Below are 26,011 nucleotides of genomic sequence, written 5' to 3'. Positions count from 1 at the left end.
TTCGCTCATCCCAGCCTACGCGAGTAGGCAACCGTCAATCCTGCGAGCGCTTGGTAGGCGTCTTCGCCTCGATGCCGAAGTCGGCGATGCGCCAGAGGTACTGGCTGGCGTAGGTCCGGTAAGGCCCCCACTTCTCGCCGCGCGCCAGCAGTTCCTTCGGCGTGGGCATGGCCTCCAGCTTGTCGACGAACTGCGCGCCCTTGCGCACGCCCAGGTCGTCGATGGGCAGCACGTCCGGGCGGCCCAGGCGGAACATCAGCATCATCTCCACCGTCCAGCGGCCGATGCCGCGGACGGGCACCAGCGCGGCGACGATATCGTCCTCGTGCATCGTGGACATCTGCCGCAGCGTGGGAATCTCGCCGCGCTGTTCGCGCGCGGCCAGGTCGCGCAGCGCCAGCGTCTTGTTTCCCGACACGCCGCAGGCGCGCAGCGCGGCATCGTCGACGCGGCCCAGCGTGTCGAAATGCAGCCGCGTGCTGCCGATGGCCGCTTCGACCCGCCCGACGATGGTCGAGGCGGCCTTGCCGCTGAGCTGCTGGTACAGGATGGCGCGCGCCAGCGCGTCCACCGGATCGAACGGCTTGCGCCAGCTGGGTTGCGGCTCGATGTAGCCGATCCGCTTCATCCATGCGCCCAGCCGGCGGTCGCGCCGGGTCAGGTGATCCCAGGCCTGTTCGGTATCGAAACCGCGCGAATGCCGTGGCATGCGTTCAGCGCCGGATCGCGTCGAAGGCCCAGACCACCCAGCCGAGCATCAGGGCGATGCCGCCGGCCGGCGCCAGGCGCGTGGGCAGGCCCGCGAGCGCGCCCAACGCAAGGCTGCCGGCGAACAACAGCGTGCCCAGCAGCAGCAGGTACAGGCCCGCCTTGCCCATGCGCCGGGCGGTGCCCGCCGTCAGGGCGGCCAGGGCGACCCCGTGGCCGAAGGCGAACAGGGCCGCCGTCTGCAGGTGCGACTGCGCCTGCGCATCGGCCACGCCGTGCGAGGCATAGGCGGACAACCCGACCGCAATCGCGGCGAGCAGCCCGCCGCACAGGGCCAGAAAGGAGGGTTTGCGTTGGCGTCGGTCGTAATTCGTCAGCACGGTGAGCCTCGAAGGCTGGCCGGCGTCCTGCCAGGCGGAAGAGAAAGGTGCGGCAACGGCGACTTCGGAAACGCAACGCGCCGCATGAAGCGGCGCGTTGGAACGGCATGGTGCATCACGGACGGCTGTCCGCGCCGGCTTACTGCTTGACGGCCCAGTAGATGTCGAACTTGCCGTCGGCGGTGAACGAGGCGTCCACGCTTTCCTTCCAGGACTCGAACGGGCGGTCGACCACTTCATGTCCGCCGGTGACGGCCCAGGCACGCAGGGCGTTGCGCTGGTTGTCCAGTTCGGCCATGTAGCCGGTGTAGCTGGCGTAGGCCAGCTTGCGCGGCTCGGTGTGGACGTACTCGACCGGGGCGCCGGAAGGAATGGTGACCTTCAGTTCGCCGGCGACGGCAGGCGCGGCGATCGGCGGTGCGGCAGGCGCGTCGTCGCCATCGGCGGCATCGCTCTTCGGCGCGGCACTGCCCTTGCGGACCGGCTGGGCCACGTCGAAGGCGTACTTCTCGGAACCGAAGTCGGTGGTGATGATGCGCAGCGGGCCGGCGGCGACCAGGCCATTGGCCTCCATCACGCGCTTGATCCATTCCTGGTTGGACTTGATCGACGCCTTGATGGTTTCGTTGTTGCGGTCGATGTTGCCGGCGTTGACGATCAGCAGGTCCTCGGCGGGCAGCTCGACCAGCTTCAGGTCGGTCAGCGGGCTGCCTTCGGTGCGGTAGTCGAAGTTCGGCACGGTGGCCAGCATGTTGGTCAGCCTGGACAGGCCCGACTTGACGGCGTCGCCGACGTGGCGGCTGACGTACATGCCGGCATAGCGACCCAGCAGGTTCCAGCCGTAGGTCACGTCGTAGCTCTGGGTGATCTTGACGTTGCGGTTGTTCTTGCCGCTCGGCGCCAGGTTGAACACGCTGCGCTTGTCGGTGCCCATGCGCTTGTCGACGATGGCATAGGTGATCTTGCCGGGGCCGCCGGACGGTGCCGGGCGCTCGCTCTCGATGATTTCCCAGCTGCCCTGGCCCCAGGCCTGGTTGGCGGAGTTGTACTCGACCTTGGCGCCCACGCCGGAGTTGCTTTCGCCGCCACCGGAGTACGACAGTTCGTTGGCCACGCTGGGGATCAGCGGGTTCCAATCCTTCAGGCGACGCACGTTGTTCAGCGTATCGAACACGATGGTCATGCGGCGGTTGGTTTCGACGCTTTCTTCAAGATGGCGCTTGGACGGCAGGATCAGACCGATCACCAGAAACAGCGCCAGGACCAGCGCCAACGCAATCACGAACTCGATCAAACGGGTCATTCAGGAGTCTCCGGGGGCCGGTGCCTCGGCCGTCAAAAAAAATGCACCGCGCATCCTAGCAGGGTTGGCCGGGTTCGGGCAGCCCACCTGACACCGGTTGGCCGCCCGTTTCCGCGCCGCAGGAACGGCTCAGCGGGCGGGGCCGCAAGGAGAAAAACACGCATACGCCCACGTACGTCACTTTCCCGGCACAGTGGGCCGGCCGCCATGGGGCCAGCCGGGGCGTCGATGCCTCCCCGGGTACGCCGGCTTCAGACCAACTGGAGCTCGAAGGCCTTGAGCACCGCACGGGTGCGGTCGCGCACGCCGAGCTTGGAGAGGATGTTGGAGACGTGGTTCTTGATGGTGCCCTCGGCCACGCCCAGCGAATTGGCGATCTCCTTGTTGGAGAAACCGCTGGCCATCAGCCGCAGGATCTCAGTCTCGCGGTCGGTCAGCGGGTCCGGGCGGTCCAGGCTGACGAAATCGTTGCGCATGTGTTCCAGCCCCGAGAGCAGGCGCTGGGTCACCGCCGGCTGCACCAGCGAGCCGCCGTCGGCCACGGTGCGGATGGCGCCGACCAGTTGTTCCAGCGAGACGTCCTTGAGCAGGTAGCCCTTGGCCCCGGCCTTCAGCCCGGCCAGCACCAGCTGGTCGTCGTCGAAGGTGGTCAGGATGATGGTCGGCGGCAGCTCGCCGGCGTGGGCCAGCGCCTGCAGGGCCTCCAGGCCGGACATCACCGGCATGCGCATGTCCATCAGCACCACGTCGGGCTTGACCTGCGGCACCAGGTCCACGGCCTGGCGGCCGTCGGCGGCCTCCGCCACCACCTCGATGCCGTCGTCCAGCGCCAGCAGGGAGCGGATGCCCTGGCGCACCAGGGTTTGGTCGTCGACCAGACAGACTCGGATCATGGGTGTTCTCCTGGGCCCAGCGCGGGCATGGGTTCGGGAAGGGATTCGGATGTCGCAGGCCGTCCGGGGACGGGATCGTTCACCGGCAGGGCGATATGCACGGAAAAGCCCTTGCCGACGCGGGTTTCGATGGCCAGTTCGCCGCCGTATTGTGCCAATCGCTCGCGCATGCCGGTCAGGCCGTTGCCGGAAACCACCCTCTCGGCACCGCCGCCGTCGTCGCGGGCGTCGATCAGGATGCGGTAGCCGTCCCGGCGGCAATGCAGCCACAGGTTGCGGGCCCCGGCGTGGCGCACCGCGTTGGTGATGATTTCCTGGGTGCAGCGCAGCAGCACGTGGGCGCGATGCGGGTCCTCCAGGGTCAGCGGCTCCTCGATGTCCATGTGGATGGACAGCGACGGCACCTTCTCGGCCAGCGGGAACAGCGCCGCGCCCAGGTCGATCGCCCCGCTGTCGCGCAACTGGCTGACCGCCTCGCGCACGTCCGTCAGCAGCAGGCGCGCCAGCGTGTGGGCCTGCTTCACATGCTCCTGCGCGCGACCCTCGGTCATGTGGCCGGCCACTTCCAGGTTCAGGCTCAGCGCGGTCAGGTGGTGGCCCAGCAGGTCGTGCAGTTCGCGGGAGATGCGGGTGCGCTCGTTGACGCGGGCGCTCTCGGCCAGCAACACGCGGGTGGCCCGCAGTTCCGCGTTGAGGCGGCGCTGGTCCTCGCGGGCCTGCGCCTGCTGGCGGGCGACGAAGGTGGTGATCAGCACGAACGAGGCGAAGCCCACGTAGAACATGGACTGGAACAGCGCCTCCCAGAAGTTGAAATCGTCCCGGGCCATGAACGACGGCACCAGCAGCACGTGGGCCGCCAGCAGCCAGGCCACGGCGAAGCGCAGTTCCAGCAGCCACGGCAGCACGCCCGCCATGATCAGCAGCAGCACCGCCCCCAGGCCGGTCTGGGTATAGAAGCCCACCCCGATCGCGGTGGCGGTCAGCACCATCGCCAGCGGCACGTTCCAGGCCACCGGGAGACCCGCGCGGCGGCCGTCCAATGCCCGCGTCGCCAGCCAGTAGCAGGCGCCGAAGCTGAAATAGCACAGCGCGGTCAGCGGCAGGTTCACGCCCGTGCCGTCGGTTCCGCTGGACGGCGGCAGCACCCACACGTTCAGGATGATGGGAATCCCCACCAGGGCCCACGTGTAGAGCCCGGCGGCGCGCAGCAGGCGGGTATGGCTGAGTCGTCCCAACATCCGGGCATCTTAGGCGCAATCGACCGTCGTGCCGTCCCAACTAAAGTCATGCCGGGCGTTCCGCGGCGGCCAGCCCGGTTCACCCACCGCTCACCGGATGCCTCGCCCCCCCCTGCACGGCCATGCGATAATCCGCCGTCAGCCGCGTGCGGCGACCGCCCATGCTGCCCCTGCAAGACCCGTACGGAGTCAGGTAATGTCGATTGTCATCCGCGACGTGCGCGAGCACGAGCTGGATTCCGTCCTAGCCCTCAACAACAACGCCGGACTCGCGATCCTGCCGCTGGATTCGGCCAAGGTACGCCGCTTCTACGAGCAGGCCGAATACTTCCGCGTCGCCGAACGCGACGGCAACCTCGCCGGTTTCCTGGTCGGCTTCGGCTCCGGCGCCGACCACGACAGCAGCAATTTCGGCTGGTTCCGCGAGCGCTATCCGCAGTTCTTCTACATCGACCGCATCGTGGTGGCCAGCCGCCGCCGCGGCGGCGGCGTCGGCCGCGCGTTCTACGCCGACGTGCAGAGCTACGCCGAGTTGCGCTACCCGCAACTGGCCTGCGAAGTGTTCCTGGACCATGGCGCCGATCCGGCGCTGCTGTTCCATGGCAGTTTCGGCTTCCGCGAGATCGGCCAGCACGTGATGGCCGAGGCCAACGTGCGCGCCAGCATGCTGATGAAGGAACTGTGCAGCTACCCGTGGGTGCGCGACACCTACGGCGACGCCCTGCCCGACGTGCCCTGGACGCAGACCCGCGCCCTGTCCCAGCCCGGCGCCCAGCGCCCGACGGGAACATGAGCGTGACCCAGGGCCACATGGACTACGAACAGGCCGGCGAACTGAAGATCGGCCAGGTCGGCATCGCCAACCTCCGCATCCGCACCCTCGACGTCGCCCAGCTTTCCCGCGAAATGCGCGAGCGCGTCGAACGCGCGCCCAAACTGTTCGGCCGCGCCGCCGTCATCATCGATTTCGGCGGCCTGACCCGCATGCCCGACGCGGCGACCGCGCAATCGTTGCTGGACGGCCTGCGCGCCGCCGGCGTGATCCCGGTGGCGCTGGCCTACGGCAGCCCCGATACCGAAGCGCTGGCCGAGCAACTCGGCCTGCCGCTGCTGGCCAAGTTCCGCGCGCAGTACGAACCTGTAGGAGGGGCTTCAGCCCCGACCGCTTCCGCTCCCCGCCCCGTCGCGGCTGACGCCGCTCCCGCAAAGGCGTCGGCCGCATCCGCGCCCAAGGCCAGCGACAGCAAGCCCGGCCTGGTGCAGAAGACGCCGGTGCGCTCGGGCCAGCAGTTGTACGCGGAGAACCGCGACCTGACCGTGCTCAACACCGTCGGCGCCGGCGCCGAGGTCATTTCCGACGGCTCCATCCACATCTACGGCCCGCTGCGCGGCCGCGCCCTGGCCGGCGCGCGCGGCAACGCCGACGCGCGCATCTTCTGCCGCGAATTCCACGCCGAACTGGTCGCCGTCGCCGGCCACTACAAGGTGATGGAGGAAGTGCCCAAGGAACTGCGCGGCAAGGCCGTACAGATCTGGCTGGAACAGGACCAACTCAAGATCGCCGCGCAGGAATGATGCGCGGCGTTAACCCGAATAGAAGAACGACCAAGGAGAACACCGTTGGCTGAAATCATCGTAGTCACTTCCGGCAAGGGCGGCGTCGGCAAGACCACCACCAGCGCCAGCATCGCCTGCGGCCTGGCGCGCCGCGGCAAGAAGGTCGCCGTCATCGACTTCGACGTCGGCCTGCGCAACCTGGACCTCATCATGGGCTGCGAGCGCCGCGTGGTGTACGACTTCGTCAACGTCACCCAGGGCGAGGCCACGCTGAAGCAGGCGCTGATCAAGGACAAGCGCTTCGAGACGCTGTACGTGCTGGCCGCCTCGCAGACGCGCGACAAGGACGCGCTGACCAAGGAAGGCGTGGAGAAGGTGCTCAAGGACCTGTCCGACGACGGTTTCGACTACATCGTGTGCGACTCGCCGGCCGGCATCGAGAAGGGCGCGTTCCTGGCCATGTACTTCGCCGACCAGGCCATCGTGGTGGTCAACCCGGAAGTCTCTTCGGTGCGCGATTCCGACCGCATCCTGGGCCTGCTGGACTCCAAGACCCGCAAGGCCGAGAACGGCGAGACGCTGAAGGCCAACCTGCTGCTGACGCGCTACAACCCGGCGCGCGTGGAAGGCGGCGAGATGCTCAGCATCACCGACGTGGAGGACGTGCTGGGCCTGAAGACGCTGGGCGTGATCCCCGAGTCGGGCGACGTGCTCAACGCCTCCAACAAGGGCGAACCGGTCATCCTGGACCTGGAATCGCCGGCCGGCCAGGCCTACGACGACACCGTGGGGCGCCTGCTGGGCGAAGACCGCCCGATGCGCTTCATCTCCCTGGAGAAGAAGGGCTTCTTCAGCAAGCTGTTCGGAGGTTGAGCATGGGCCTGTTCGATTTCCTCAAGGCGAAGAAGAACACCGCCGAGACCGCGAAGAACCGCCTGCAGATCATCATCGCGCAGGAACGCAGCTCGCGCGGCGCACCCGACTACCTGCCGCTGCTGCGCCGCGAACTGCTGGAGGTCATCAGGAAGTACGTCAACGTCGACGTCGACGCGGTCAAGGTGGATCTGATCAAGGACGGCGACCACGACGTGCTGGACATCTCGGTGGCGCGGCCGGAAGGCAACCCCTGACCCGTGGGAGCGCCGGCCCGGCGCGAGCTTCTCCGGCAGGTTGCTGCCATGAAGAGCTCGCGCCGAGACGGCGCTCCCACATCGTTCTTTCCGATGCGATGAGCCAGGCCGCCGCCACCGCGCTGGATACCGATACGCCGGACGTACTCTGCGTCCGCGACGTGCCGTTCGCCGCGCTGGAATCGCTGCTGGCCCGCCATGGCCTGCTGCTGCACCGCGTGCGCGATGGCGAAGCGATCCCCGGCAGCTTCTGGGGCGAACCCGAAGCCGGCGTGATCGCGCACAACGTCTACGTGCGCGGCGACACGCCCGTGCATTCGATGCTGCACGAAGCCTGCCACCTGATCGTGCTGCCGCCGGAACGCCGCGCGCAGGTGCACACCGACGCCACCGATTCGGACATCGAGGAGGACGCCACCTGCTGCCTGCAGATCATCCTCGCCGACGATCTGCCCGGCGTGGGCCGCGCGCGGCTGATGGCGGACATGGATGCGTGGGGATATTCGTTCCGCCTGGGATCGACCCGGGCGTGGTTCGAACAGGATGCCGAAGATGCGCGCGCGTTCCTGCGCCAGCAGGGCCTGCCGCACGTCTGACCGCAGGGTGCGCCCTGGCGCACCGCGCCACGATGGCCATTCCGCCTGCATGATGACGAACTCGCCGCAGCGCGCCCGGATGGCGAACTGGCGGGCTTCGATACCGCACCATCTACAAATTGCGCGGTGCGCCAGGGCGCACCCTACGGACTCCCCCTGTAGGAGCGGCTTTAGCCGCGACCGCGGACCATGCGCATGCTGGAGGCGGCTGTTCCCTATTCCGATGCGCTGCGGCGCGCTCATCATTGCGTGCGACGGACTGCTGTCGGGACGCGGTCGCGGCTAAAGCCGCTCCTACAGGATGTACCCGCACTTGCGGCCCCTGCCCCACCCGCACTAGCCTTCCGGTTCCTGCGCCGCCGCACCCTGAAGGACACCCCGTGAAGCCACGCCACCTCCTGCTCGCGCTCGCCGTCGGCGCCTGCGTCGCCATTCTGGCCGCCTGCAAGAAGGACGAGACCACCGCCGACAGCGCGGCGACGCCCGCAATCCCGCAGGGCGAGACCGCCGACGAGTTCATCGCGCGCGTCAACGACGAATCCCGCAAGATGTATCCCGAACTCACCGCCGCGCAGTGGCTGTCCAGCACCTACATCAACGACGACAGCGAGTTGCTGGCCGCCAAGGGCAACGAGCGCTACCTGACCCAGCTCAACAGCTGGATCGAGCAGGCCAAGAAGTTCGAAGGCCAGAGGATGTCGCCGGAAACGGCGCGCGCCATCCAGTTGCTGAAGCTGGCCACCGCGATGCCGGCGCCGAAGGACCCGGCCAAGCTGGCCGAACTGACCGGCATCGCCGCGAAGATGGAAGGCGCCTACGGCCGCGGCAGCTACTGCAAGGGCGAAGGCGCCGCCAGGCAGTGCCGCCAGCTCGGCGAACTGGAAGACGTGCTGCGCAGCAGCCGCGACTACGAGGCGCAGCTGGATGCCTGGCAGGGCTGGCACACCATCGCCCAGCCGATGCGCAAGGACTACACCCGCTTCGTCGAACTGGTCAACGAGGGCGCCAAGGAAATGGGCTACGCCGACACCGGCGAGATGTGGCGCAGCGGCTACGACATGACGCCGGCCGAGATCGCGGTCGAGACCGATCGCCTGTGGGACCAGGTCAAGCCGCTGTACGAGCAGTTGCACTGCTACACCCGCACCAAGCTGCAGGCCACCTACGGCGTGGAGAAAGGCCAGGTCAACGGCCTGTTGCCCGCGCACCTGATGGGCAACATGTGGCAGCAGGACTGGGGCAACCTGTGGGACATGCTGGAACCCTACAAGGGCGCGGGCGATCTGGACATCACCGCCGCGCTGGAGAAGCAGTACCAGGCCGACTACCAGGCCGCGCTGGCCAAGGCCGGCCCGAATCCCGATGCCGGCAAGCTGTTCCAGGCCGAGCGCGAGGCGCAACTGCAGGTGGCCAGGCAGATGACCGAACGCGCGCAGGATTTCTACCTGTCGCTGGGCATGCCCAGGTTGCCTGACAGCTACTGGTCCAGGACGCAGTTCATCAAGCCGCTGGACCGCGACGTGGTCTGCCACGCCAGCGCCTGGGACATGAACTACGCGGGCGATGTGCGCACCAAGATGTGCATCAAGCCCAACGAAGAGGACTTCTTCACCATCTACCACGAGCTGGGCCACGTCTATTACTACCTGGCCTACAACAAGCTGCCGCCGCTGTTCCAGAACGGCGCGCACGACGGTTTCCACGAAGCCATCGGCGACACCATGGAACTGGCGATGACGCCGGCCTACCTGAAATCGATCGGCCTGGTCGGCGAGCAGCGGCAGAGCAACGAGGCGCTGATCAATGCGCAGATGCGCACTGCGCTGGCCAAGGTGTCGTTCATGCCGTTCGGCCTGATGATCGACCGCTGGCGCTGGGGCGTGTTCGACGGCAGCATCAAGCCCGCCGACTACAACAGGACGTGGTGGGAACTGAAGGCCAGGTACCAGGGCGTGGCCCCGGCCACCGCGCGCGGCGAGGACTTCTTCGACCCCGGTGCCAAGTACCACGTGCCGGGCAACACGCCGTACACGCGCTACTTCCTCTCGCACGTGCTGCAGTTCCAGTTCTACAAGGGCCTGTGCGACGCCGCCGGCTACAAGGGGCCGCTGTACGAATGCAGCTTCTACGGCAACAAGGTCGCCGGCCAGAAATTCTGGGCGATGCTGGAGAAGGGCGCCAGCCAGCCGTGGCAAAGCACGCTGAAGGAACTCACCGGCACCGAGAAGATGGACGCCAGCGCGGTGCTGGAATACTTCGCCCCGCTGCAGGACTGGCTGAAGCAGCAGAACGAGGGCCAGACCTGCGGGTGGCAGATCCCCGCCACCGCGGCGGCGGCGGCCGCGAACAAGCAGGGCTGATCCCCTCCCGATGGCGACAGGCGGAAGGCCGGCGCGAGCCGGCCTTCTTCTTTCCATTCCCCCGTAGGAGCGGCTTTAGCCGCGACCGCAAACACAAAAGCGCATTGGACACGGATCAATGCGAACGAACGCGGATAAAGCTTTATCTGTTCTTATCCGTCTTTTCCTCGTTGATCCGTGTCTCCTGCCTTTCGTAGATCCTGGTCGCGGCTAAAGCCGCTCCTACAGGGACGGGCCGACGACTTCACACTGGCTCCATCTTCACCGGCCATGCTTTTCGCAACGCACCGCCATGAGCCTGCCATGCCTACCGTCCTCACCCACGCCATCGTCCCGCTCGCATTTGGCATCGGCCTGGGCCGACGCGCGCTTCCGCCCCGCCTGCTGATGGCTGGCGTGCTGGCCGCCATGGTCCCGGACGCCGACGTCATCGCATTCAAGTTCGGCATCGCCTACGCCGATGCCTTCGGCCATCGCGGTGCCAGCCATTCACTGGTGTTCGCGTTGATATGCGGGTTGCTGGCGGGCTGCGGCTGTCGCTGGCTGAAGGCCGGCTTCGCGGCGACCCTGCTGTTCGTCGCGTTCTGCGCCGCCTCGCATCCCTTGCTGGACATGCTGACCGATGGCGGGCTTGGCGTGGCCCTGTTCTGGCCGTGGTCGGAGACACGGCATTTCGCGCCGTGGCGGGTGATCGAGGTGTCGCCCTTCATCCACGGCTTCTTCAGCACGCGCGGCGTGGAGGTGCTGCTGTCGGAATTCATGTGGGTGTGGGTGCCCGCCCTGTTCATCGCGCTGCCGGTGGCGTGGTTACGTCATCGTGCCCGAGGTGATACCCATGTGGGAGCGACGTAAGTCGCGACAGGAAAGCACAGCATTCGCGATATCGAGCCTGCTGGGTGGGGCGGGCGAATGGTGGGAAACGCTCATTCGCCGGGACCCGCGTCGCGACTTACGTCGCTCCCACGATCGGATTGGGTCCGGGAGCGTCTATTGTTCCCGAAGATGGCGGCATCCCTGAGGAACCTTGCCCTTGCCGGGCTACAGACGGATCAATTCACTTCCGGGTCGGCATCTGGCTTGTTCGCCTTCATCTGCTCGGCCAGCCGTTCCTCGAACTGCTCCAGCGTCAGTCCCTGCGCGGCGGCTTCGATCACCGCCGTGTCGCGCAACTCGTCGGAATACACCAGCCGCACCGCGTTGCCCTGCGCTTCGTGCAGCGCGGCGGCCTGCTTGATCATCGCCAGCACTTCGGCGGCGCTGTCGGAACTGCCGGCGATGCGGCCGTCCAGGCCGAACACCCACACGCCGGCCTGTCGCACGATGCCGGCGAGCAGGTCGCCCTGCGGATTGCGCAGTTCGGCATGCGGTTCGATGGCCGGTGCGTTGGCGAGCACCTGGTTGCGCGTCTTGACGGCCTTGCGCTTCTTCGCCTCGCGGCGTGCCTTGGATTGGATGGACATGGGCGATTCCCGGAAAGGTCAAAGGTGTTCGGTGGGTTCCAGCGCGGCGGGTTCGCGCGGACAGGCCGGCATGCGGCTGGCGCGGGCTTCCCACTGCCACATCAGCCAGCCCAGCAGCACGAAACCGGCCATGCCCAGCGCCAGGTGCAGGCCATGATGGCTCAGCAGGGGCGACAGCACGCCGGCGATGATCGCGTTGACGACCAGGTTGCTGAAGGCCTGCAACGAAGACGCCGCGCCACGCTGGCGCGGGTACATGTCGAGGATCGACAGGGTCAGGATGGGGAACACCAATGCCACCCCCAGCGCCGCCAGCATCATCGGCATCACCGCCCAAGGCACGCGGATCGCATCGCCCGCCCATGCGTTGTAGCCGACGTTGGCCAGCATCGCCAGCGCCATGCAGGCGTAGCCGATGGCGACCAGCCGCTTGCCTTCGATGCGGCCCGCCGCGCGACCGGACAGGAACGCGCCCAGCACCATGCCGCCGATGGTGGGCAGGAACAGCCACGCGAACTGCTGTTCGTTCAACCCGAGCAGGTCCATCACGAACGCCGGCGCCGAAGCGATGTACAGGAACAGCCCGCCGAAACTCAGCGAACCCGCCGCGGCCAGCCGCAGGAAGCGGCGGTTGCCGACGATGGCGAAGTAGTCGCGCAGCAGGTGGCGCGGCGAGACGTTCAGCCGCATCTCCCTGGGATGCGTTTCCGGCAGCCACACGCCCACCGCCAGCATCAGCAGCAGCGAGAAGCCGGCCAGGAACCAGAAGATCGTCGGCCACGCGCTCCAGCCCAGGATCCAGCCGCCGACGATCGGCGCGATGGCCGGCGCGATGCCGAAGATCATCGATACCTGGCTCATCAGCCGCTGCGCATCGTCGCCCTGGTGCACGTCGCGGATCACCGCACGGCCGACGATGAAGCCCACGCCGGCGGACAGTCCCTGCACCGCGCGGAACAGCAGCAACGTCGCCATGTCGGTGGACAGCGCGCAGCCCACCGAGGCCAGCAGGAACACCGCCAGCCCGCCCAGGATCACCTTGCGCCGGCCGAACGCATCCGACAGCGGGCCGTGCACCAGGCTCATCAGCGCGTAGGTCAGCAGGTACACGCTGATCGTCTGCTGCATGGCCACCTTGTCGGCGCCGAGCTGCGCGCCCATCGCCGGGAACGCCGGGAAGATGGTGTCGATGGAGAACGGGCCGAACATGGCCAGGCCGCCCAGCAGCAGGGCCAGCCGGCGGTTGGAAATCGGCTTCATTCCCGCCCGCCCGGCACGGACGGACTCGCCGTGGAAGACACCGTCGCGGCGCCGCGCACGGACTCCGGGACCGGAGCGGCATCCGGCTCCACGGGGGCGACGGCGGTGGATGGAGCGGCGGACGGGTGCATGGGGCTTCACGGGAAATGGCCTGTTCATTCTACCGGCCGGCCGCCTGCCCCGCCGCCGGGCTATAATCGCCGGGCAAGACCAGGTGGGAGAAGCAGGTCGCCCGAACAGGCCCGGCCCGCTGCCGAAGGCGCAAACGCCCGTAATCGCTCAGGCCCGATACCACCACCGCTGCAAACACTCTGGAGAGACCGGCCGCCCATGGGGTCGCGCTGGCGCCGAAGGGGCACGAAGCAGGCGACCTCGTCCGTCCCGCTTCCAAACTCTCAGGCAAAAGGACAGAGGGGCACCCCACGTGCGAACCCGCACGCCCGGTCCTATTGCCCTTCCCGGATGCCCCCGCCATGTCCAACCGCACCCCGTCCCTGCGCGAGCTCGAACACCACCACGCGTTCCTCGAACGCCACATCGGCCCCAACGACGCCGAAATCGCGCACATGCTGCGCACCGTGGGCTACGACTCGCTGGAAGCGATGACCGACGCGATCGTGCCCGCCGGCATCAAGTCGACCGCGCCGCTGGCGCTGCCCGAGCCGATCACCGAAGAGGAAGCGCTGGCCAAGATCCGCGCCGTGGCCGACAGGAACCAGGTGTTCCGCCACTACATCGGCCAGGGCTACTACGGCACCCACACGCCGAAGGTCATCCTGCGCAACATCCTGGAGAACCCGGCGTGGTACACGGCCTATACGCCGTACCAGGCCGAGATCTCGCAGGGCCGCATGGAAGCGCTGATCAACTTCCAGACCATGGTCGCCGACCTGACCGGCATGGAGATCGCCAACGCCTCGCTGCTGGACGAAGCCACCGCCGCCGCCGAAGCGATGACGCTGGCCAAACGTTCGGCCAAGTCGAAGTCGGACACGTTCTTCGTGCACGACGGTGTGCACCCGCAGACGCTGGAAGTGCTGCGCACCCGCGCCGAGCCGCTGGGCATCGCACTGGTGGTCGGCTCCGCCGCCGATGCGCTCGCCGCCGACAGCTTCGGCGTGCTGCTGCAATACCCCGACACCCTGGGCGGCATCGGCGACCACAAGGCCTTGGCCGACGCGGTGCACGCGCGCGGCGGCCTGGTCGCCGTGGCCACCGACCTGCTGGCGCTGACGCTGATCGCCGCCCCCGGCGAATGGGGCGCGGACATCGTGGTCGGCAACACGCAGCGCTTCGGCGTGCCGTTCGGTTTCGGCGGTCCGCACGCGGCGTTCATGGCCTGCCGCGATGCCTACAAGCGCAGCATGCCCGGCCGCCTGATCGGCGTGTCGGTGGATGCCGAAGGCAAGCACGCCTACCGCCTGACCCTGCAGACGCGCGAGCAGCACATCCGTCGCGAGAAGGCCACCTCCAACATCTGCACCGCGCAGGTGCTGTTGGCGGTGATGGCCAGCATGTACGCCGTCTACCACGGCCCGGAAGGCCTCACCCGCATCGCCCGTCGCACGCACCGCCTGGCCGCGATCCTGGCCGGCGCGCTGCGCAGCGCCGGCGCCCAGGTGGGCGACGGTTTCTTCGACACCCTGCACGTCACCGGCATCGACGCCGCCGCCGTGCACGCCAGGGCCAAGGCCGCCGGCATCAACCTGCGCGCGCTCGATGCGGGCAGCGTCGGCATCAGCCTGGACGAGACGACCACCCGCAAGGACGTGGCCGAACTGGCCGGCCTGTTCGGTGCGCGCATCGACAACATGGATACGCTGGACGCGGCCGCGGCCGACGCCCTGCCGGCCTCGCTGAAGCGCACCAGCGCGTTCCTGCAGCATCCGGTGTTCAACACGCACCACAGCGAACACGAACTGCTGCGCTACATGCGCGCGCTGGCCGACAAGGACCTGGCGATGGATCGCACCATGATCCCGCTGGGCAGCTGCACCATGAAACTCAACGCCACCGCCGAGATGATCCCGGTGACGTGGCCGGAATTCGGGGCCATCCACCCGCTGGCCCCGGCCGAACAGGCCACCGGCTACACGCAGCTGATCGACGAACTGGAAGCCATGCTGGTGGAGTGCACCGGCTACGACGCGGTCAGCCTGCAACCCAACTCCGGCGCGCAGGGCGAATACGCCGGCCTGCTGGCGATCCGCGCCTACCACCGCGCGCGCGGCGACGGCCACCGCGACATCTGTCTGATCCCCGAATCCGCGCACGGCACCAACCCGGCCTCCGCGCACATGTGCGGCATGACCGTCGTCGTCACCAAGTGCGACGCCAACGGCAACGTCGATGTGGAGGACATCCGCCGCAACGCGGAGAAGTACGGCGACCGCCTGGCCGCGCTGATGATCACCTACCCGTCCACGCACGGCGTGTTCGAGGAGGACATCGTCGAGATCTGCGACATCGTGCACGCGCACGGCGGCCAGGTGTACACCGACGGCGCCAACATGAACGCGCTGGTCGGCGTGGCCAAGCCCGGCAAGTGGGGCTCGGACGTGTCGCACCTCAACCTGCACAAGACCTTCTGCATCCCGCACGGTGGCGGCGGACCCGGCGTGGGTCCCTGCGCGGTCAAGGCGCACCTGGCACCCTACCTGCCCAAGACCTATTCCCTTCCCCCGCAAGCGGGGACCACGTCGTCCCTTCCCCCGCAAGCGGGGGAAGGTGCCCGAAGGGCGGATGGGGGCGCTCTTCGCGATGAAGCCGGCATGGTCTCGGCCGCCAGCTTCGGCAGCGCCAGCATCCTGCCGATCAGTTGGATGTACATCACCCTGATGGGCGCGCAGGGCCTGCGCAAGGCCACCCAGATGGCCCTGCTCAACGCCAACTACATCGCCAAGCGGCTGGAACCGCACTACGAGACGCTCTACACCGGCCGCAACGGCCTTGTCGCGCACGAGTGCATCCTCGACCTGCGCCCGCTGAAGGACAGCACCGGCATCAGCGCCGAGGACGTGGCCAAGCGCCTGATCGACTTCGGCTTCCATGCGCCCACGCTGAGCTTCCCGGTCGCCGGCACGCTGATGGTGGAGCCGACCGAAAGCGAATCGCTGCACGAGCTGGACCGCTTCATCGACGCGATGATCGAGATTCGCGAGGAGATCCGCGCGGTGGAGGACGGCCGCCTGGACCGCGAGGACAATCCGCTGAAGAACGCGCCGCACACTGCGACGATGGTGATGGCCAGCGAGTGGACCCACGCCTACCCGCGCGAACTGGCCGCGTTCCCGCTGGCCACGCTGAAGCTGCAGAAGTACTGGCCGCCGGTCGCGCGCGTGGACAATGTCTACGGCGACAAGAACGTCATGTGCGCCTGCATCCCGGTGGATGCGTACAAGGACGAAGTGGAGGCATAAGCCGCCACGGCGTTTCACGACACAGGAAGGCCCCGCGATGCGGGGCCTTCTTCTTTCCCCTGTCGGAACCCTTCGGTCGCGACTCACGTCGCTCCTACAGGAGGCGCGGCCGCGCCGTCTCCGCCAGCCATGCCATGAACGCCTGCACGCGCTGCGGCAGGTTGCGGCGGTGCGCGTACAGCAGCGACACCGGCATCGGCTCGGCGTGGTACTGCGGCAATACTTCCACCAGCGCGCCCTGCTCGATCAGCGCACGCACGCCGGCGACAGGCGCCTGGATCAGGCCCAGTCCCGCCAGGCAGGCCGCTTCGTAGGCGTCGGAGCTGTTGACCGTCAGCGCGCCCGGCATCGCCACGCTGCGGTATCGCGTGCCGTCCCAGTATTCCCAGCCCTCGGGCTTGTTGCCGAAGCGGGACACGTAGTGCACCAGCCGATGGGCACCCAGGTCATCGAGCGTTTGCGGCGTACCGTGCCGGCGCAGGTAGTCCGGGCTGGCGCAGGTCGTGATGCGCAGCTGTCCCAGCGGCCGCGCGACCAGGCTGGTGTCGGCCAGGGCGCCCACCCGCAAGACGCAGTCGAAGCCTTCGCTCACCACGTCCACGCGACGGTCGGTGCAGCTGAGTTCCAGTTCCAGTTGGGGATGCGCGCGCAGGAATTCCGGCAGGTGCGGCAGCAGGAAGTAACGGGCGAAGCGTGCCGGCATGTCCACGCGCAGACGCCCGCGCAACGCCTGCGGCGCCTGGCGGAACATGCCCTGCACTTCGTCCATGTCGGCCAGCAGGTCCTTGCAGCGCTCGTAGAACGCCAGTCCGTCCTGGGTCATCTGCACCCTGCGCGTGGTCCGGTGCAGCAACTGCGTGCCCAGCCAGGCTTCCAACTGCTGCACGGCGGTGGACACGCTGGCCTTCGGCAGGCCCAGGCTGTCGGCGGCACGGGTGAAGCCGCCCAGCTCCGCCACCCGCGCGAAGGCCTGCATGGCATCCAGACGATTCATGGGCACGCCTCCCACCCGATTGTTCGTCGATTGCGAACGGTGCAATCAGATTAGCGCGATTTATCGCGATTCATCAGCCCAATACAGTGGCGCCACGGTAATTCCACCGCCCTTTCACGACCGGAGCCTCGCCATGAACACCGCCACCGTTCCACAACAAGCCCCCCTCACCCTGGTCACCGGCGGCAGCCGCGGCCTGGGCCGCAGCATGGCCCTCGCCCTGGCCCACCAAGGCCACGACGTCATCCTGACCTACCGCAGCCAGCGCGCCGAAGCCGATGCCGTGGCCGAACAGATCGCCCAGGCCGGCCAGCGCGCCGCCGCGCTGGCGCTGGACGTGGGCCGGAGCGACACGTTCGACGCCTTCGCCGACGCCGTGCGCGGCGTGCTGGCGCAATGGGGACGCGACCGCTTCGACCATCTGGTCAACAACGCCGGCATCGGCGTGCACGCCGCCTTCGCCGACACCACCCGCGCGCAGTTCGACGAATTGGTGGACGTGCACTTCAAGGGTCCGTTCTTCCTCACCCAGACGCTGCTGCCGCTGATCGCCGACGGCGGCCGCATCGTCAACATCTCCTCGGGCCTGGCGCGCTTCGCCTTGCCGGGTTACGGCGCCTATGCCGCCATGAAGGGAGCGATGGAAGTGCTGACGCGCTACCAGGCCAAGGAACTGGGCGCACGCGGCATTGCCGTCAACATCGTCGCGCCCGGCGCCATCGAGACCGACTTCGGCGGCGGCGCCGTGCGCGACAATCCCGAGGTCAATGCCTTCGTCGCGTCGCAGACGGCGCTGGGGCGCGTGGGCAAGCCGGACGACATCGGCGGCGTGGTCGCCTCGCTGCTGGCGCCGGCCAACCGCTGGATCAACGCACAGCGCATCGAAGCCTCCGGCGGCATGTTCCTGTAATCGGCAAGGCCATCCCCGATCTTCCGAAGCACTGTTCCACTCCCCACCGACGGGGAGTGGAGGCCCTTTCCCGGTACGTGGCGGGCGCGGCGCGGGGCGAAGGAAGGCATTCCCCACGTCGGATGCCCTCGGTGCGGCTTGAACCCTGCCGCATCCACGCGCGGCCCGGCCCCGCTATCATCGCCGGCATGCCGATCCTGATCGCCACCGCCGCCGACATCCTGGTCTTCATCGTCCTCGCCTGGTGCGTGTGGCGCGTGCTGGGGCGCTCCATTCCCATCGCGGTCATCCCGATCATCATCGGCCTGGTGCTGGCGGCCACCGGCGCGCTGCCGGACAGCTGGGGCGTGCCCTCCGCCATCGGCGACAGCGTGGGCTGGGTCGGCGTGCTGCTGCTGGCCTTCACCGCCGGCCTGGAAACGCGCCAGTCCGCGCACCTGCCTGCCCCGACGGACGCCGCGCCGCGCTCGCGCACTCGCGCCGTGCGCTTCATGGCCAGTGCCGCCATGGCGCTGCTGCTGCCGTTCGCCGTCGGCACGCTGGCCGCCCACTTCCATTTCACCGCCCTGCCCGGCTGGGCGGCACCGCGGGGCGGCGAATGGCTCGGTGCGTTCGCCATCGGCCTGTGCGTCGCGGTCAGCGCGCTGCCGGTGCTGATCGGCATCGTGCGCGAACTGGGACCGCTGCACCGCCCGCTATCGCAACTCGCGCTCGGCATCGCGGTGATCGACGACGCGGTGCTGTGGATCGGACTGGCGGTGTTGCTGCTGGTGGCCGATGGCGGTTCGCTGCTGGCCGGCGCGTCGGGCGTGCAGGCGCTCGCCGTACTGGTGGCCGTGGTGCTGGCGGCCAGCGGAACCCTCGCCCAACGCCTGCGCCTGTCGCCGCCCGCCTGGGTCGTGTGGCTGCTGTTGCCGCTCTACCTGGCCGCCGGCGCATGGGCCAGTTCGCGGCTCGGCCTGCACGCACTGCTCGGTGCCTACTTCGCCGGCGCGATGGTGCCGCCATCGTGGACGAAGGCGCTGCCGATCGAACGCATGGGCCAGTTCGCGCTGATCGGCCTGGCGCCGCTGTTCTTCGGCCACAGCGGCCTGAAGATCGACGGCGACGTACTGGGCTGGGCCTCGTTGCAGGCTTCGCTGGCGCTGCTGGTGCTGGCGGTCGCCGCCAAGCTGGCCGCCATGCTGGCGTGCCCGCCCGCGCCGCATCTCTCGCGGCGCGAAGCGCTCGCCGTGGGCACGCTGCTGCAATGCAAGGGCCTGATGGAAATCGTGGCGGCCACCATCCTGCGAGACAAGGGCCTACTGTCCGAACACGCCTTCGCCGCGCTGGTCACGCTGGCCGTGCTGTCCACCCTGCTCACCGGCCCCGCCTTCCGCTGGCTGCTCCGCCACCGCGCGACGCAGCCGCAGTCGGGCAATCAACCGGCCTGACGCCGGTCCCGGGGCGTTTTTCCGTCAAGTCATGACAGTTCGCCGTCCCGGCGCAGGGACCCGGCGACTTTCTGCCATCCGGCTCCAAGGCACTGGGTCCCGGCCTGCGCCGGGACGACGGGGGGATCATCGATTCCGGGTGAACATCTGATTCGAAGATGCCCTAGAAGGTGACCTTCACCGACGGCGCGCTGCGCTTGGCCTCGCCGTGGTACACGGCCTCGATGTTGTTGCCGTCCGGGTCCAGCACGAACGCCGCGTAGTAGCCCGGGTGGTACGGTCGCTCTCCCGGCGCGCCGTTGTCCTTGCCGCCATGCGCCAACGCGGCCTGGTGGAAGGCGTCCACGGTCGCCCTGTCCTTCGCCTGGAAGGCCAGGTGGTGCCGCCCGGTCAACTGTCCCTGCGCCGCTTCGCTACCGGCCGTGGAGACGAACAGTTCATCGGCCCAGAAATAGCCGTCGCCGGCGCCGCCCATCGGCACGCCCAGCACGCCGAAGACCGCTTCGTAGAAGGACTGGCTGGCTTCCAGATCGCGGACCACCAGTTGGATATGGTCGATCAACCGGCCGCGATGCAGTTCGTTGGTTTCCATGCGGGCTCGCCTCGATGTGGGTGTACGGCAAATACCACACTGCCCTGGGAGCGTGCGTGATATTTCCTGGCATTGCGGTCATTCATGCGTCGAGGTTGCCCTAACGTTCTCTCCACACCGGCGCGCGGATGATCCGCACAGTGCCGGTTTCCGCATGCGGGCACCGGCCCACTTCCCGCCGCACAAGGAGATCGTCATGGCTGCGCGCAAATCCCCCGCCCGTCCCCCCGCCTCCGCCAAGCGCGACACCGCGACACCCGGCAACGGCGGCGAATGGCACTTCACCGCTGGCGGCAAGCATCCGGCGCTGACCACCAACCAGGGCATCCCGGTGGTCGACAACCAGAACTCGCTGCGCGCGCACGACCGCGGCCCCACGCTGCTGGAAGACTTCGTGCTGCGCGAGAAGATCACCCACTTCGACCACGAACGCATCCCCGAGCGCATCGTGCACGCGCGGGGGTCCGCCGCGCACGGTTACTTCGAGCTGACCCGCTCGCTGAAGAAGCACACCACCGCGCGCCTCCTGACCGAGACCGGCGTGCGCACGCCGGTGTTCTGCCGCTTCTCCACCGTGGCCGGCGGCGCCGGCTCGGTGGACACGCCGCGCGACGTGCGCGGCTTCGCGGTGAAGTTCTACACGCAGGAAGGCAACTGGGACCTGGTGGGCAACAACATCCCGGTGTTCTTCATCCAGGACGCGATCAAGTTCCCCGACCTGGTGCACTCGGTGAAGATGGAACCGGACCGCGGCTACCCGCAGGCCGGCAGCGCGCACGACACGTTCTGGGACTTCGTGTCGCTGACGCCGGAAGCCTTCCACATGATCATGTGGGCGATGAGCGACCGCACCCTGCCGCGCTCGCTGCGGATGATGGAAGGCTTCGGCGTGCACAGCTTCCGCTTGCTCGATGCCAAGGGCGCGAGCACCTTCGTCAAGTTCCACTGGCGGCCGAAGCTGGGCATCCAGTCCACCGTCTGGGACGAGGCGGTGAAGCTGCAGGCCGCCGACAACGATTTCCACCGCCGCGACCTGTTCGAGGCCATCCAGAAAGGCGATTTCCCCGAGTGGGAGCTGGCCGTGCAACTGTTCACCGAAGAGCAGGCGGACGCATTTCCGTTCGATCACCTGGACCCGACCAAACTGATCCCCGAGGAACTGGTGCCGCTGACGGTGATCGGCCGCATGGTGCTGGACCGCTGGCCGGACAATTTCTTCGCCGAGACCGAGCAGGTCGCGTTCTGCCCCGCCAACATCGTGCCCGGCATCGACTTCAGCAATGATCCGCTGCTGCAAGGGCGGTTGTTTTCCTACCTGGACACGCAGCTCTCGCGGCTGGGCGGGCCCAACTTCCACCAGATCCCGATCAACGCGCCCAAGTGTCCGTTCGCCAACCTGCAGCGCGACGGCCACATGCAGATGCAGGTGCCCAAGGGCCGGGTGAACTACGAACCCAGCAGCCTGCAGCCGGACAGCCCGCGCGAAACGCCGGCCGGCTTCCGCAGCCACGCGACGCCCGCCGACGGCCGCAAGGGACGCTTGCGGCCGGAGAGCTTCGCCGACCATTACAGCCATGCCCGGCTGTTCTTCCGCAGCCAGACCGCGCCGGAGCAGGCGCACATGGCGGCGGCGCTGGTGTTCGAGCTGTCGAAGGTGGAAACCCCGCACGTCCGCGAGGCGATCGTGGGGCACCTTCGCCATATCGATGCCGACCTGGCCAAGCGCGTGGCGGCGGGACTGGGGCTGGACGCATTGCCGCCCGCGCCGCCCACGGCGGTGAAGCCGCAGGACATGCCGCCTTCGCCGGCCCTGCAGATCATCGGCAAGATGAAACCGACGTTGCAGGGCCGCTGCGTGGGCATCCTGGTCGACGACGGTTCCGATGCGGCGACGGTGGCGGCACTGCGCAAGGCGGTCGAGGGCGACGGCGCGCAGGTGAAGATCGTGGCGCCGAAGATAGGCGGCGCCGCGCTCAAGGGCGGCAAGCGCCTGCCGGCGGACGGCCAACTGGCCGGCACCCCGTCGGTGGTGTTCGATGCGGTGGCCCTGGTGCTGTCCGACGCCGCCGGCAAGGCTCTCGCCGCGGAAGCGGCCGCGGTGGACTGGGTGCGCGATGCGTTCGGCCACCTGAAGGCCATCGCGCACGACGACGGCGCGGCCGCCGTGCTGCGCGCCGCCGGCATCGGCAAGGATGCCGGGGTGGTGAAGGCAGGCGAGACGGCCGCGTTCGTCAAGGCGGCGCGCACGCGCCAGTACGCGCGCGAACCCAAGGTGCGCACCCTGCCCTGATCCGTGTTCGCCGATCCACTCCACGCCATCGCCAGGAGCCGCGACATGCCCGAGACGATCTACGACGCCCTGCACGAAAGCCACGAAACCCAGCGCTCGCTATGCCGCAGGATGCTGCGCTCGAAACCGGGCACGGAGGACCGCATCGCGCTGTTCACCTCGCTCCGCATCGAATTGGCCGCGCATGCGGCGGCGGAGGAACGCTTCCTGTACGTGCCGATCCTGATGGACGACATGGGGTTGAATTCATCGCGCCATGCGCTGCACGAACACCACGAGATCGACGAACTGGTGGAAGACATCCAGTCGCTGGACCCGCGCGGCGCGGCGTGGCTGAAGAAGGCCCGCGAACTGTCGGAGAAAGTGCACCACCACCTGCGCGAGGAGGAGAAGAAGTTCTTCCAGGTGTCCGGCAAGATCCTCAGCGCGACGAAGAAGACGCAACTGGCCCGGCAGTACCGCCGCGGCTACGCACGGATGACGAAGAAACTGCGCGCGGAATAAGGGAATGGATCCTTCTCCCGCACATGCGAGAAGAAGAGAAGACTGCCTGCCCCCTACCCGATGCGGCGCGGCGTCTGCACGAGGCAGGCGCGCGCACGTCGCTTCACCGCCAGGACTTGGCCTTGGTGGCGACCGGGGCGCTGGCGGCGGGGTCCATGTCCTGCACGATGGCTTTCAGGTCCACCGCGGTGAACTCGCCGTCGCCCTGCAGGTCGATCTGCGCGTTGCCGCCCTTGGCCAGGGCGTTGTGGTCCAGGAACACTTCATCGCCCACGGCCGGCGGGCGCTTGGCGCTGACCACGCGCTGCGGGATGCGCAGCACGCTCAGGCCCGCGCGCTGCCACGGATGGCCGGGGAAGAAACGACTGACGATGGAACTGTCCACGTGCACGTCGATGGACGCGCCGGAAATCGCGATGCATTTGCCTATGGCGACATCATAGTTCAACGGTATCTCCTGACAGGGTGACGCAAACGAAAAACGGGCGGTGCGGACGGGATCAGTGATGCACCGCGCTCAGCGTGAACAGGTAGTGGGATTCTTCCAGCAGGCGGCGCATGCGCATTTCCGCCGCGCGCGGATCGCGCAGGGAGGAGGGCGCGCTCAACGAATACATGGTGCTCTGCACCCCGCCCTCGAAGCGGCGTTGCCGGGCCACGCTGACATCCCCCGACTGGCACGCGTCGGCCCACAGGGTGCGCAATGCGGCAGGCCCGATACTCTGCTGCTGGCCTACCCGCAGGATCAGCCAGTGGATGTGGTGCGCCATCGCCTTGCCTTGCTACTGGTCAGGGGCCAGTATGCGCTTTTATGACCGACCGTGCCGGCCAGCCGGCACCCTCCCCGACGGGCACGGCGGCCCACACGAATGCCGGCGGCGGCCGTGCGGCGGGCGAGACAGCGCGTATTCACGCCATCGTGTGAACCGGCACGCAGTTTTCGCGGCAATGCCGGTTTGTCTTGACGTTTTCTTTCCAGCCACTCCGCCAGACTGCAGGCGTGGTCGATGCCACCCGATGGCACAGCCGGATCCAGGTATGACAGCCACGGCAACCACATGGGCACCGTCGTGCGAAGCCCTAGCTTCGCCCAGCATGGCTGATGAATCATGCGTCCCCTTGAGGATCGCTGGCGCGGTTGCCCTCTTACTGACCAGACCCATGCCTGCAAGCCTGTGGCGGGCAGACGCGTTCTCCTGCTGCCGGCGCGCGATGCGAGGGAACCGCATGCAAGGTTCCCGCCACATCGCTCGTCGGCATGATGCGTATGCCGTCCTCCTCGACCCTCCGTGCCAGCCGGCGCCGGCAACGACGGCGGCCGTCGTCGGGGGATACGTGTCGAGCGCAGGCGTTCATACGTTGGGCGGCGGCACGCCGCGCGGGCGCGTGGACGGCGCGGGCGTGTCGTGCGCGGACAGCGATTTGAGCTGGCAGAAAGTCGCCTCGTAGGCGGCCACTTCCTCGGCGTACTGGCACAACGCGCGGAACGGATTGCGCGACGACAGGGCCTGCGCGGCGGCGCGCAATCTTTCGCCATCAGGATGGGATTGCACCAGCGCGGCGACCCATACGGTCAACGCTTCCAGTTGCCCGGTCGCGCGCGCATCGGCGATCTCCAGTCGATGCAGGGTGTGTCTTGTGCGGTCTTCGTTATGGAACAGCATGCGGGCATGACGTATGGCCTAGGGAATCCGCCGCGCATCGCCCCTGTTCGATGATGTGGCTGCCTGCTGACACGCGCCATGCGGCCGATAGCGGCCAGGAAAAAGCGCCGCGCGTCATGCGCCGTTCTGGATTCGTGACCTTCGGCCTATGCGGCCAAGCCCGCATGGCGCGCGCCTTGCCCAACATGCGCCATGCGCTGCTCCGCTGCGTTCACGACACGTCAGCCGCGCAGATCCACTTCGGCCACCTTGTCCTGGTAATCCTCTTTCGGGTCCACGCCCAACAGCAGTTTCACACCGGCCAGCAGGCTTTGCGCGTTCAACCAGATTTCGGCGTGCTCCAGGTCGAAGCGCAGCAGCGCGATCCTGGGATCGTCCTTGCCGCCTTCGTACCAGGCGGCGACGAAGGGATTCCACAAACGGTCGATGACTGCGCGGTCGTCGTCCCGCACCAGTTCGCCCTGGATGCTGGCGAACAAATCGTGTCCCATCGAGGCGAATGCGGCGATCGCACGCCGGGGCGTGGCGGTGTGGCGTGCCAGCCCATTGTCGGTGGAGGTGAAGATCCACGCCGGCCCGCGCCCTTCGTGCTCCAGCAGCGCCGTCATCGGCCGGGTGTGGCCGTCTTCCACACCGTCCAGCCCGATCATCAAGGTGCGGTCGGACCTCAACGCCTTCCAGAATTTCTTTTCCAGTTCCTCGGGGGTATGCATGGCGCCTCCTTCGTCTGTGCGGCCAACGTAGCCACGCGGATGTCATGCGTCCGTCAATTGCACGCGGTTTCTCCGTTCCGGCTCAGCCCCGCGTCATGTTTGTCGCGCGATCGTCACGCCAGGCGGACTGGCGGGTGAACGGCCCGCGCGTTGCGCCGTGCTTTTCACCGTTGGTTCGCGTGTTGGCGCGCACTCTTGTGGCGCCCCACCATGGAGAAGCGCCATGAAAGCGTCCCGTATCGCCCTGTCATTGGGCCTGATGTCGATCATGACCGTCGCCGGCGCGCAGACCTATGGGCCGCAGGACGACGGTCGTCGTTTCAACGACGGCAGCAAGGTGGTCTGCAAGAACGTGGAAGTGCAGAAGAACCACCGCGATCCCAACCGCGTCGCCGGCACCGCCGTGGGCGCCGTGGTCGGCGGTCTGCTGGGCAACCAGGTCGGCAGCGGCAGCGGAAAGAAGGCCGCCACCGTGGGCGGCGCCATCGCCGGCGGCGCGGTCGGCCGCAAAGTGCAAGGCAACCAGCAGGAAACCAAGGGCGACCGCGTGGTGGAAAGCCGCTGCGAGCGCGTGTATCCCTGATCGCGGCCCACTTCGCCAGGATCG

Annotated in this window: 26 protein-coding genes and 1 riboswitch; of the genes, 13 read left to right on the top strand and 13 right to left on the bottom strand. The window is 67.9% G+C overall.

Going from position 1 to position 26,011, the window contains the following annotated elements:
- Positions 1 to 34 precede the first annotated feature (34 nt).
- The 5 genes from AAD027_RS12905 to AAD027_RS12885 form a co-directional block, all read right to left on the bottom strand.
- Complete coding sequence (locus AAD027_RS12905; RefSeq protein ID WP_341726419.1) at positions 35 to 709, bottom strand: DNA-3-methyladenine glycosylase family protein; 675 nt, start codon at positions 707 to 709, stop codon at positions 35 to 37.
- Between the two features lie 4 nt (positions 710 to 713).
- Positions 714 to 1,085, bottom strand: coding sequence for a DUF423 domain-containing protein (locus AAD027_RS12900; protein WP_341726487.1), 372 nt, complete (start codon positions 1,083 to 1,085; stop codon positions 714 to 716).
- Between the two features lie 142 nt (positions 1,086 to 1,227).
- Positions 1,228 to 2,391, bottom strand: coding sequence for a polyketide cyclase (locus AAD027_RS12895; protein ID WP_341726418.1), 1,164 nt, complete (start codon positions 2,389 to 2,391; stop codon positions 1,228 to 1,230).
- 251 nt (positions 2,392 to 2,642) lie between these two features.
- The gene (locus AAD027_RS12890) at positions 2,643 to 3,284 is read right to left on the bottom strand and encodes a response regulator (RefSeq protein ID WP_341726417.1); all 642 of its coding nucleotides are present in this window, start codon (positions 3,282 to 3,284) and stop codon (positions 2,643 to 2,645) included.
- The gene (locus AAD027_RS12885; protein ID WP_341726416.1) at positions 3,281 to 4,522 is read right to left on the bottom strand and encodes a sensor histidine kinase; all 1,242 of its coding nucleotides are present in this window, start codon (positions 4,520 to 4,522) and stop codon (positions 3,281 to 3,283) included. Before AAD027_RS12885 ends, AAD027_RS12890 begins: the two co-directional genes overlap by 4 nt.
- A 196-nt stretch (positions 4,523 to 4,718) precedes the next feature.
- Here AAD027_RS12885 and AAD027_RS12880 point away from each other — a divergent pair, with 196 nt between their 5' ends.
- From AAD027_RS12880 to AAD027_RS12850, 7 genes are all read left to right on the top strand, one after another.
- Positions 4,719 to 5,315 (top strand): GNAT family N-acetyltransferase, encoded by a 597-nt coding sequence (locus AAD027_RS12880; RefSeq protein ID WP_341726415.1) that lies wholly within the window; start codon positions 4,719 to 4,721, stop codon positions 5,313 to 5,315.
- Entirely contained in the window at positions 5,312 to 6,097 is a 786-nt protein-coding gene (gene minC / locus AAD027_RS12875; protein ID WP_341726414.1) for a septum site-determining protein MinC, read from the top strand. The genes AAD027_RS12880 and minC overlap by 4 nt, the downstream gene beginning before the upstream one ends.
- Before the next feature lie 45 nt (positions 6,098 to 6,142).
- Positions 6,143 to 6,952 (top strand): septum site-determining protein MinD, encoded by an 810-nt coding sequence (gene minD, locus AAD027_RS12870; RefSeq protein WP_341726413.1) that lies wholly within the window; start codon positions 6,143 to 6,145, stop codon positions 6,950 to 6,952.
- A 2-nt stretch (positions 6,953 to 6,954) separates the two neighbouring features.
- Positions 6,955 to 7,209, top strand: a complete 255-nt coding sequence (minE, locus tag AAD027_RS12865) for a cell division topological specificity factor MinE (RefSeq protein ID WP_341726412.1) — start codon at positions 6,955 to 6,957, stop codon at positions 7,207 to 7,209.
- A 98-nt stretch (positions 7,210 to 7,307) separates the two neighbouring features.
- On the top strand, positions 7,308 to 7,805 hold the full coding sequence (locus tag AAD027_RS12860; protein WP_341726411.1) for a hypothetical protein: 498 nt from the start codon (positions 7,308 to 7,310) through the stop codon (positions 7,803 to 7,805).
- A gap of 380 nt (positions 7,806 to 8,185) precedes the next feature.
- Positions 8,186 to 10,165, top strand: coding sequence for a M2 family metallopeptidase (locus AAD027_RS12855; RefSeq protein ID WP_341726410.1), 1,980 nt, complete (start codon positions 8,186 to 8,188; stop codon positions 10,163 to 10,165).
- 303 nt (positions 10,166 to 10,468) lie between these two features.
- On the top strand, positions 10,469 to 11,017 hold the full coding sequence (locus tag AAD027_RS12850) for a metal-dependent hydrolase (RefSeq protein WP_341726409.1): 549 nt from the start codon (positions 10,469 to 10,471) through the stop codon (positions 11,015 to 11,017).
- Positions 11,018 to 11,214: 197 nt separating this feature from the next.
- Here AAD027_RS12850 and AAD027_RS12845 read toward each other — a convergent pair whose 3' ends face one another.
- Both AAD027_RS12845 and AAD027_RS12840 read right to left on the bottom strand, forming a co-directional pair.
- Positions 11,215 to 11,625, bottom strand: coding sequence for a hypothetical protein (locus AAD027_RS12845; RefSeq protein ID WP_341726408.1), 411 nt, complete (start codon positions 11,623 to 11,625; stop codon positions 11,215 to 11,217).
- Between the two features lie 18 nt (positions 11,626 to 11,643).
- Positions 11,644 to 12,885, bottom strand: coding sequence for a multidrug effflux MFS transporter (locus AAD027_RS12840; RefSeq protein WP_341726407.1), 1,242 nt, complete (start codon positions 12,883 to 12,885; stop codon positions 11,644 to 11,646).
- A gap of 301 nt (positions 12,886 to 13,186) precedes the next feature.
- Positions 13,187 to 13,306, top strand: a riboswitch (glycine riboswitch).
- A gap of 52 nt (positions 13,307 to 13,358) precedes the next feature.
- Here AAD027_RS12840 and gcvP point away from each other — a divergent pair.
- Entirely contained in the window at positions 13,359 to 16,304 is a 2,946-nt protein-coding gene (gcvP, locus tag AAD027_RS12835; protein ID WP_341726406.1) for an aminomethyl-transferring glycine dehydrogenase, read from the top strand.
- Between the two features lie 94 nt (positions 16,305 to 16,398).
- Here the strand turns inward: gcvP and AAD027_RS12830 are convergent, their stop codons facing one another.
- Positions 16,399 to 17,298 carry a LysR family transcriptional regulator gene (locus AAD027_RS12830; RefSeq protein ID WP_341726405.1) on the bottom strand — a complete coding sequence of 300 codons (900 nt, stop codon included), beginning with the start codon at positions 17,296 to 17,298 and terminating at the stop codon, positions 16,399 to 16,401.
- A 133-nt stretch (positions 17,299 to 17,431) separates the two neighbouring features.
- On the opposite strand from AAD027_RS12830, the gene AAD027_RS12825 reads away from it, so the two are divergent.
- On the top strand, positions 17,432 to 18,208 hold the full coding sequence (locus AAD027_RS12825) for an SDR family NAD(P)-dependent oxidoreductase (protein WP_341726404.1): 777 nt from the start codon (positions 17,432 to 17,434) through the stop codon (positions 18,206 to 18,208).
- A gap of 188 nt (positions 18,209 to 18,396) precedes the next feature.
- A complete protein-coding gene (locus AAD027_RS12820; protein WP_341726403.1) occupies positions 18,397 to 19,641 on the top strand; it encodes a cation:proton antiporter in 1,245 nt (414 codons plus the stop codon).
- Positions 19,642 to 19,804: 163 nt separating this feature from the next.
- Here the strand turns inward: AAD027_RS12820 and AAD027_RS12815 are convergent, their stop codons facing one another.
- Positions 19,805 to 20,233 carry a VOC family protein gene (locus AAD027_RS12815; RefSeq protein WP_341726402.1) on the bottom strand — a complete coding sequence of 143 codons (429 nt, stop codon included), beginning with the start codon at positions 20,231 to 20,233 and terminating at the stop codon, positions 19,805 to 19,807.
- A 196-nt stretch (positions 20,234 to 20,429) separates the two neighbouring features.
- Between AAD027_RS12815 and AAD027_RS12810 the strand changes: the two genes are divergently transcribed.
- Together AAD027_RS12810 and AAD027_RS12805 are read left to right on the top strand one after the other, a co-directional pair.
- Positions 20,430 to 22,523: a catalase gene (locus tag AAD027_RS12810; RefSeq protein WP_425605457.1), complete on the top strand. Its 2,094-nt coding sequence runs from the start codon at positions 20,430 to 20,432 to the stop codon at positions 22,521 to 22,523.
- A gap of 45 nt (positions 22,524 to 22,568) precedes the next feature.
- Positions 22,569 to 23,027: a hemerythrin domain-containing protein gene (locus tag AAD027_RS12805; protein WP_341726401.1), complete on the top strand. Its 459-nt coding sequence runs from the start codon at positions 22,569 to 22,571 to the stop codon at positions 23,025 to 23,027.
- A gap of 103 nt (positions 23,028 to 23,130) precedes the next feature.
- Here AAD027_RS12805 and AAD027_RS12800 read toward each other — a convergent pair whose 3' ends face one another.
- From AAD027_RS12800 to AAD027_RS12785, 4 genes are all read right to left on the bottom strand, one after another.
- Positions 23,131 to 23,475, bottom strand: a complete 345-nt coding sequence (locus AAD027_RS12800; protein ID WP_341726400.1) for a hypothetical protein — start codon at positions 23,473 to 23,475, stop codon at positions 23,131 to 23,133.
- 52 nt (positions 23,476 to 23,527) lie between these two features.
- A complete protein-coding gene (locus AAD027_RS12795; protein WP_341726399.1) occupies positions 23,528 to 23,797 on the bottom strand; it encodes a hypothetical protein in 270 nt (89 codons plus the stop codon).
- Positions 23,798 to 24,379: 582 nt separating this feature from the next.
- Positions 24,380 to 24,691 (bottom strand): hypothetical protein, encoded by a 312-nt coding sequence (locus tag AAD027_RS12790; RefSeq protein WP_341726398.1) that lies wholly within the window; start codon positions 24,689 to 24,691, stop codon positions 24,380 to 24,382.
- Positions 24,692 to 24,912: 221 nt separating this feature from the next.
- Positions 24,913 to 25,404 (bottom strand): pyridoxamine 5'-phosphate oxidase family protein, encoded by a 492-nt coding sequence (locus AAD027_RS12785; protein ID WP_341726397.1) that lies wholly within the window; start codon positions 25,402 to 25,404, stop codon positions 24,913 to 24,915.
- A 223-nt stretch (positions 25,405 to 25,627) separates the two neighbouring features.
- Between AAD027_RS12785 and AAD027_RS12780 the strand changes: the two genes are divergently transcribed.
- On the top strand, positions 25,628 to 25,987 hold the full coding sequence (locus AAD027_RS12780; RefSeq protein WP_341726396.1) for a glycine zipper 2TM domain-containing protein: 360 nt from the start codon (positions 25,628 to 25,630) through the stop codon (positions 25,985 to 25,987).
- Positions 25,988 to 26,011: the final 24 nt, after the last annotated feature.

The sequence above is a fragment of the Pseudoxanthomonas putridarboris genome (assembly GCF_038321125.1).
Lineage (GTDB): Bacteria > Pseudomonadota > Gammaproteobacteria > Xanthomonadales > Xanthomonadaceae > Pseudoxanthomonas_A > Pseudoxanthomonas_A putridarboris.
This window is presented reverse-complemented; position numbering and strand designations above follow the sequence as displayed.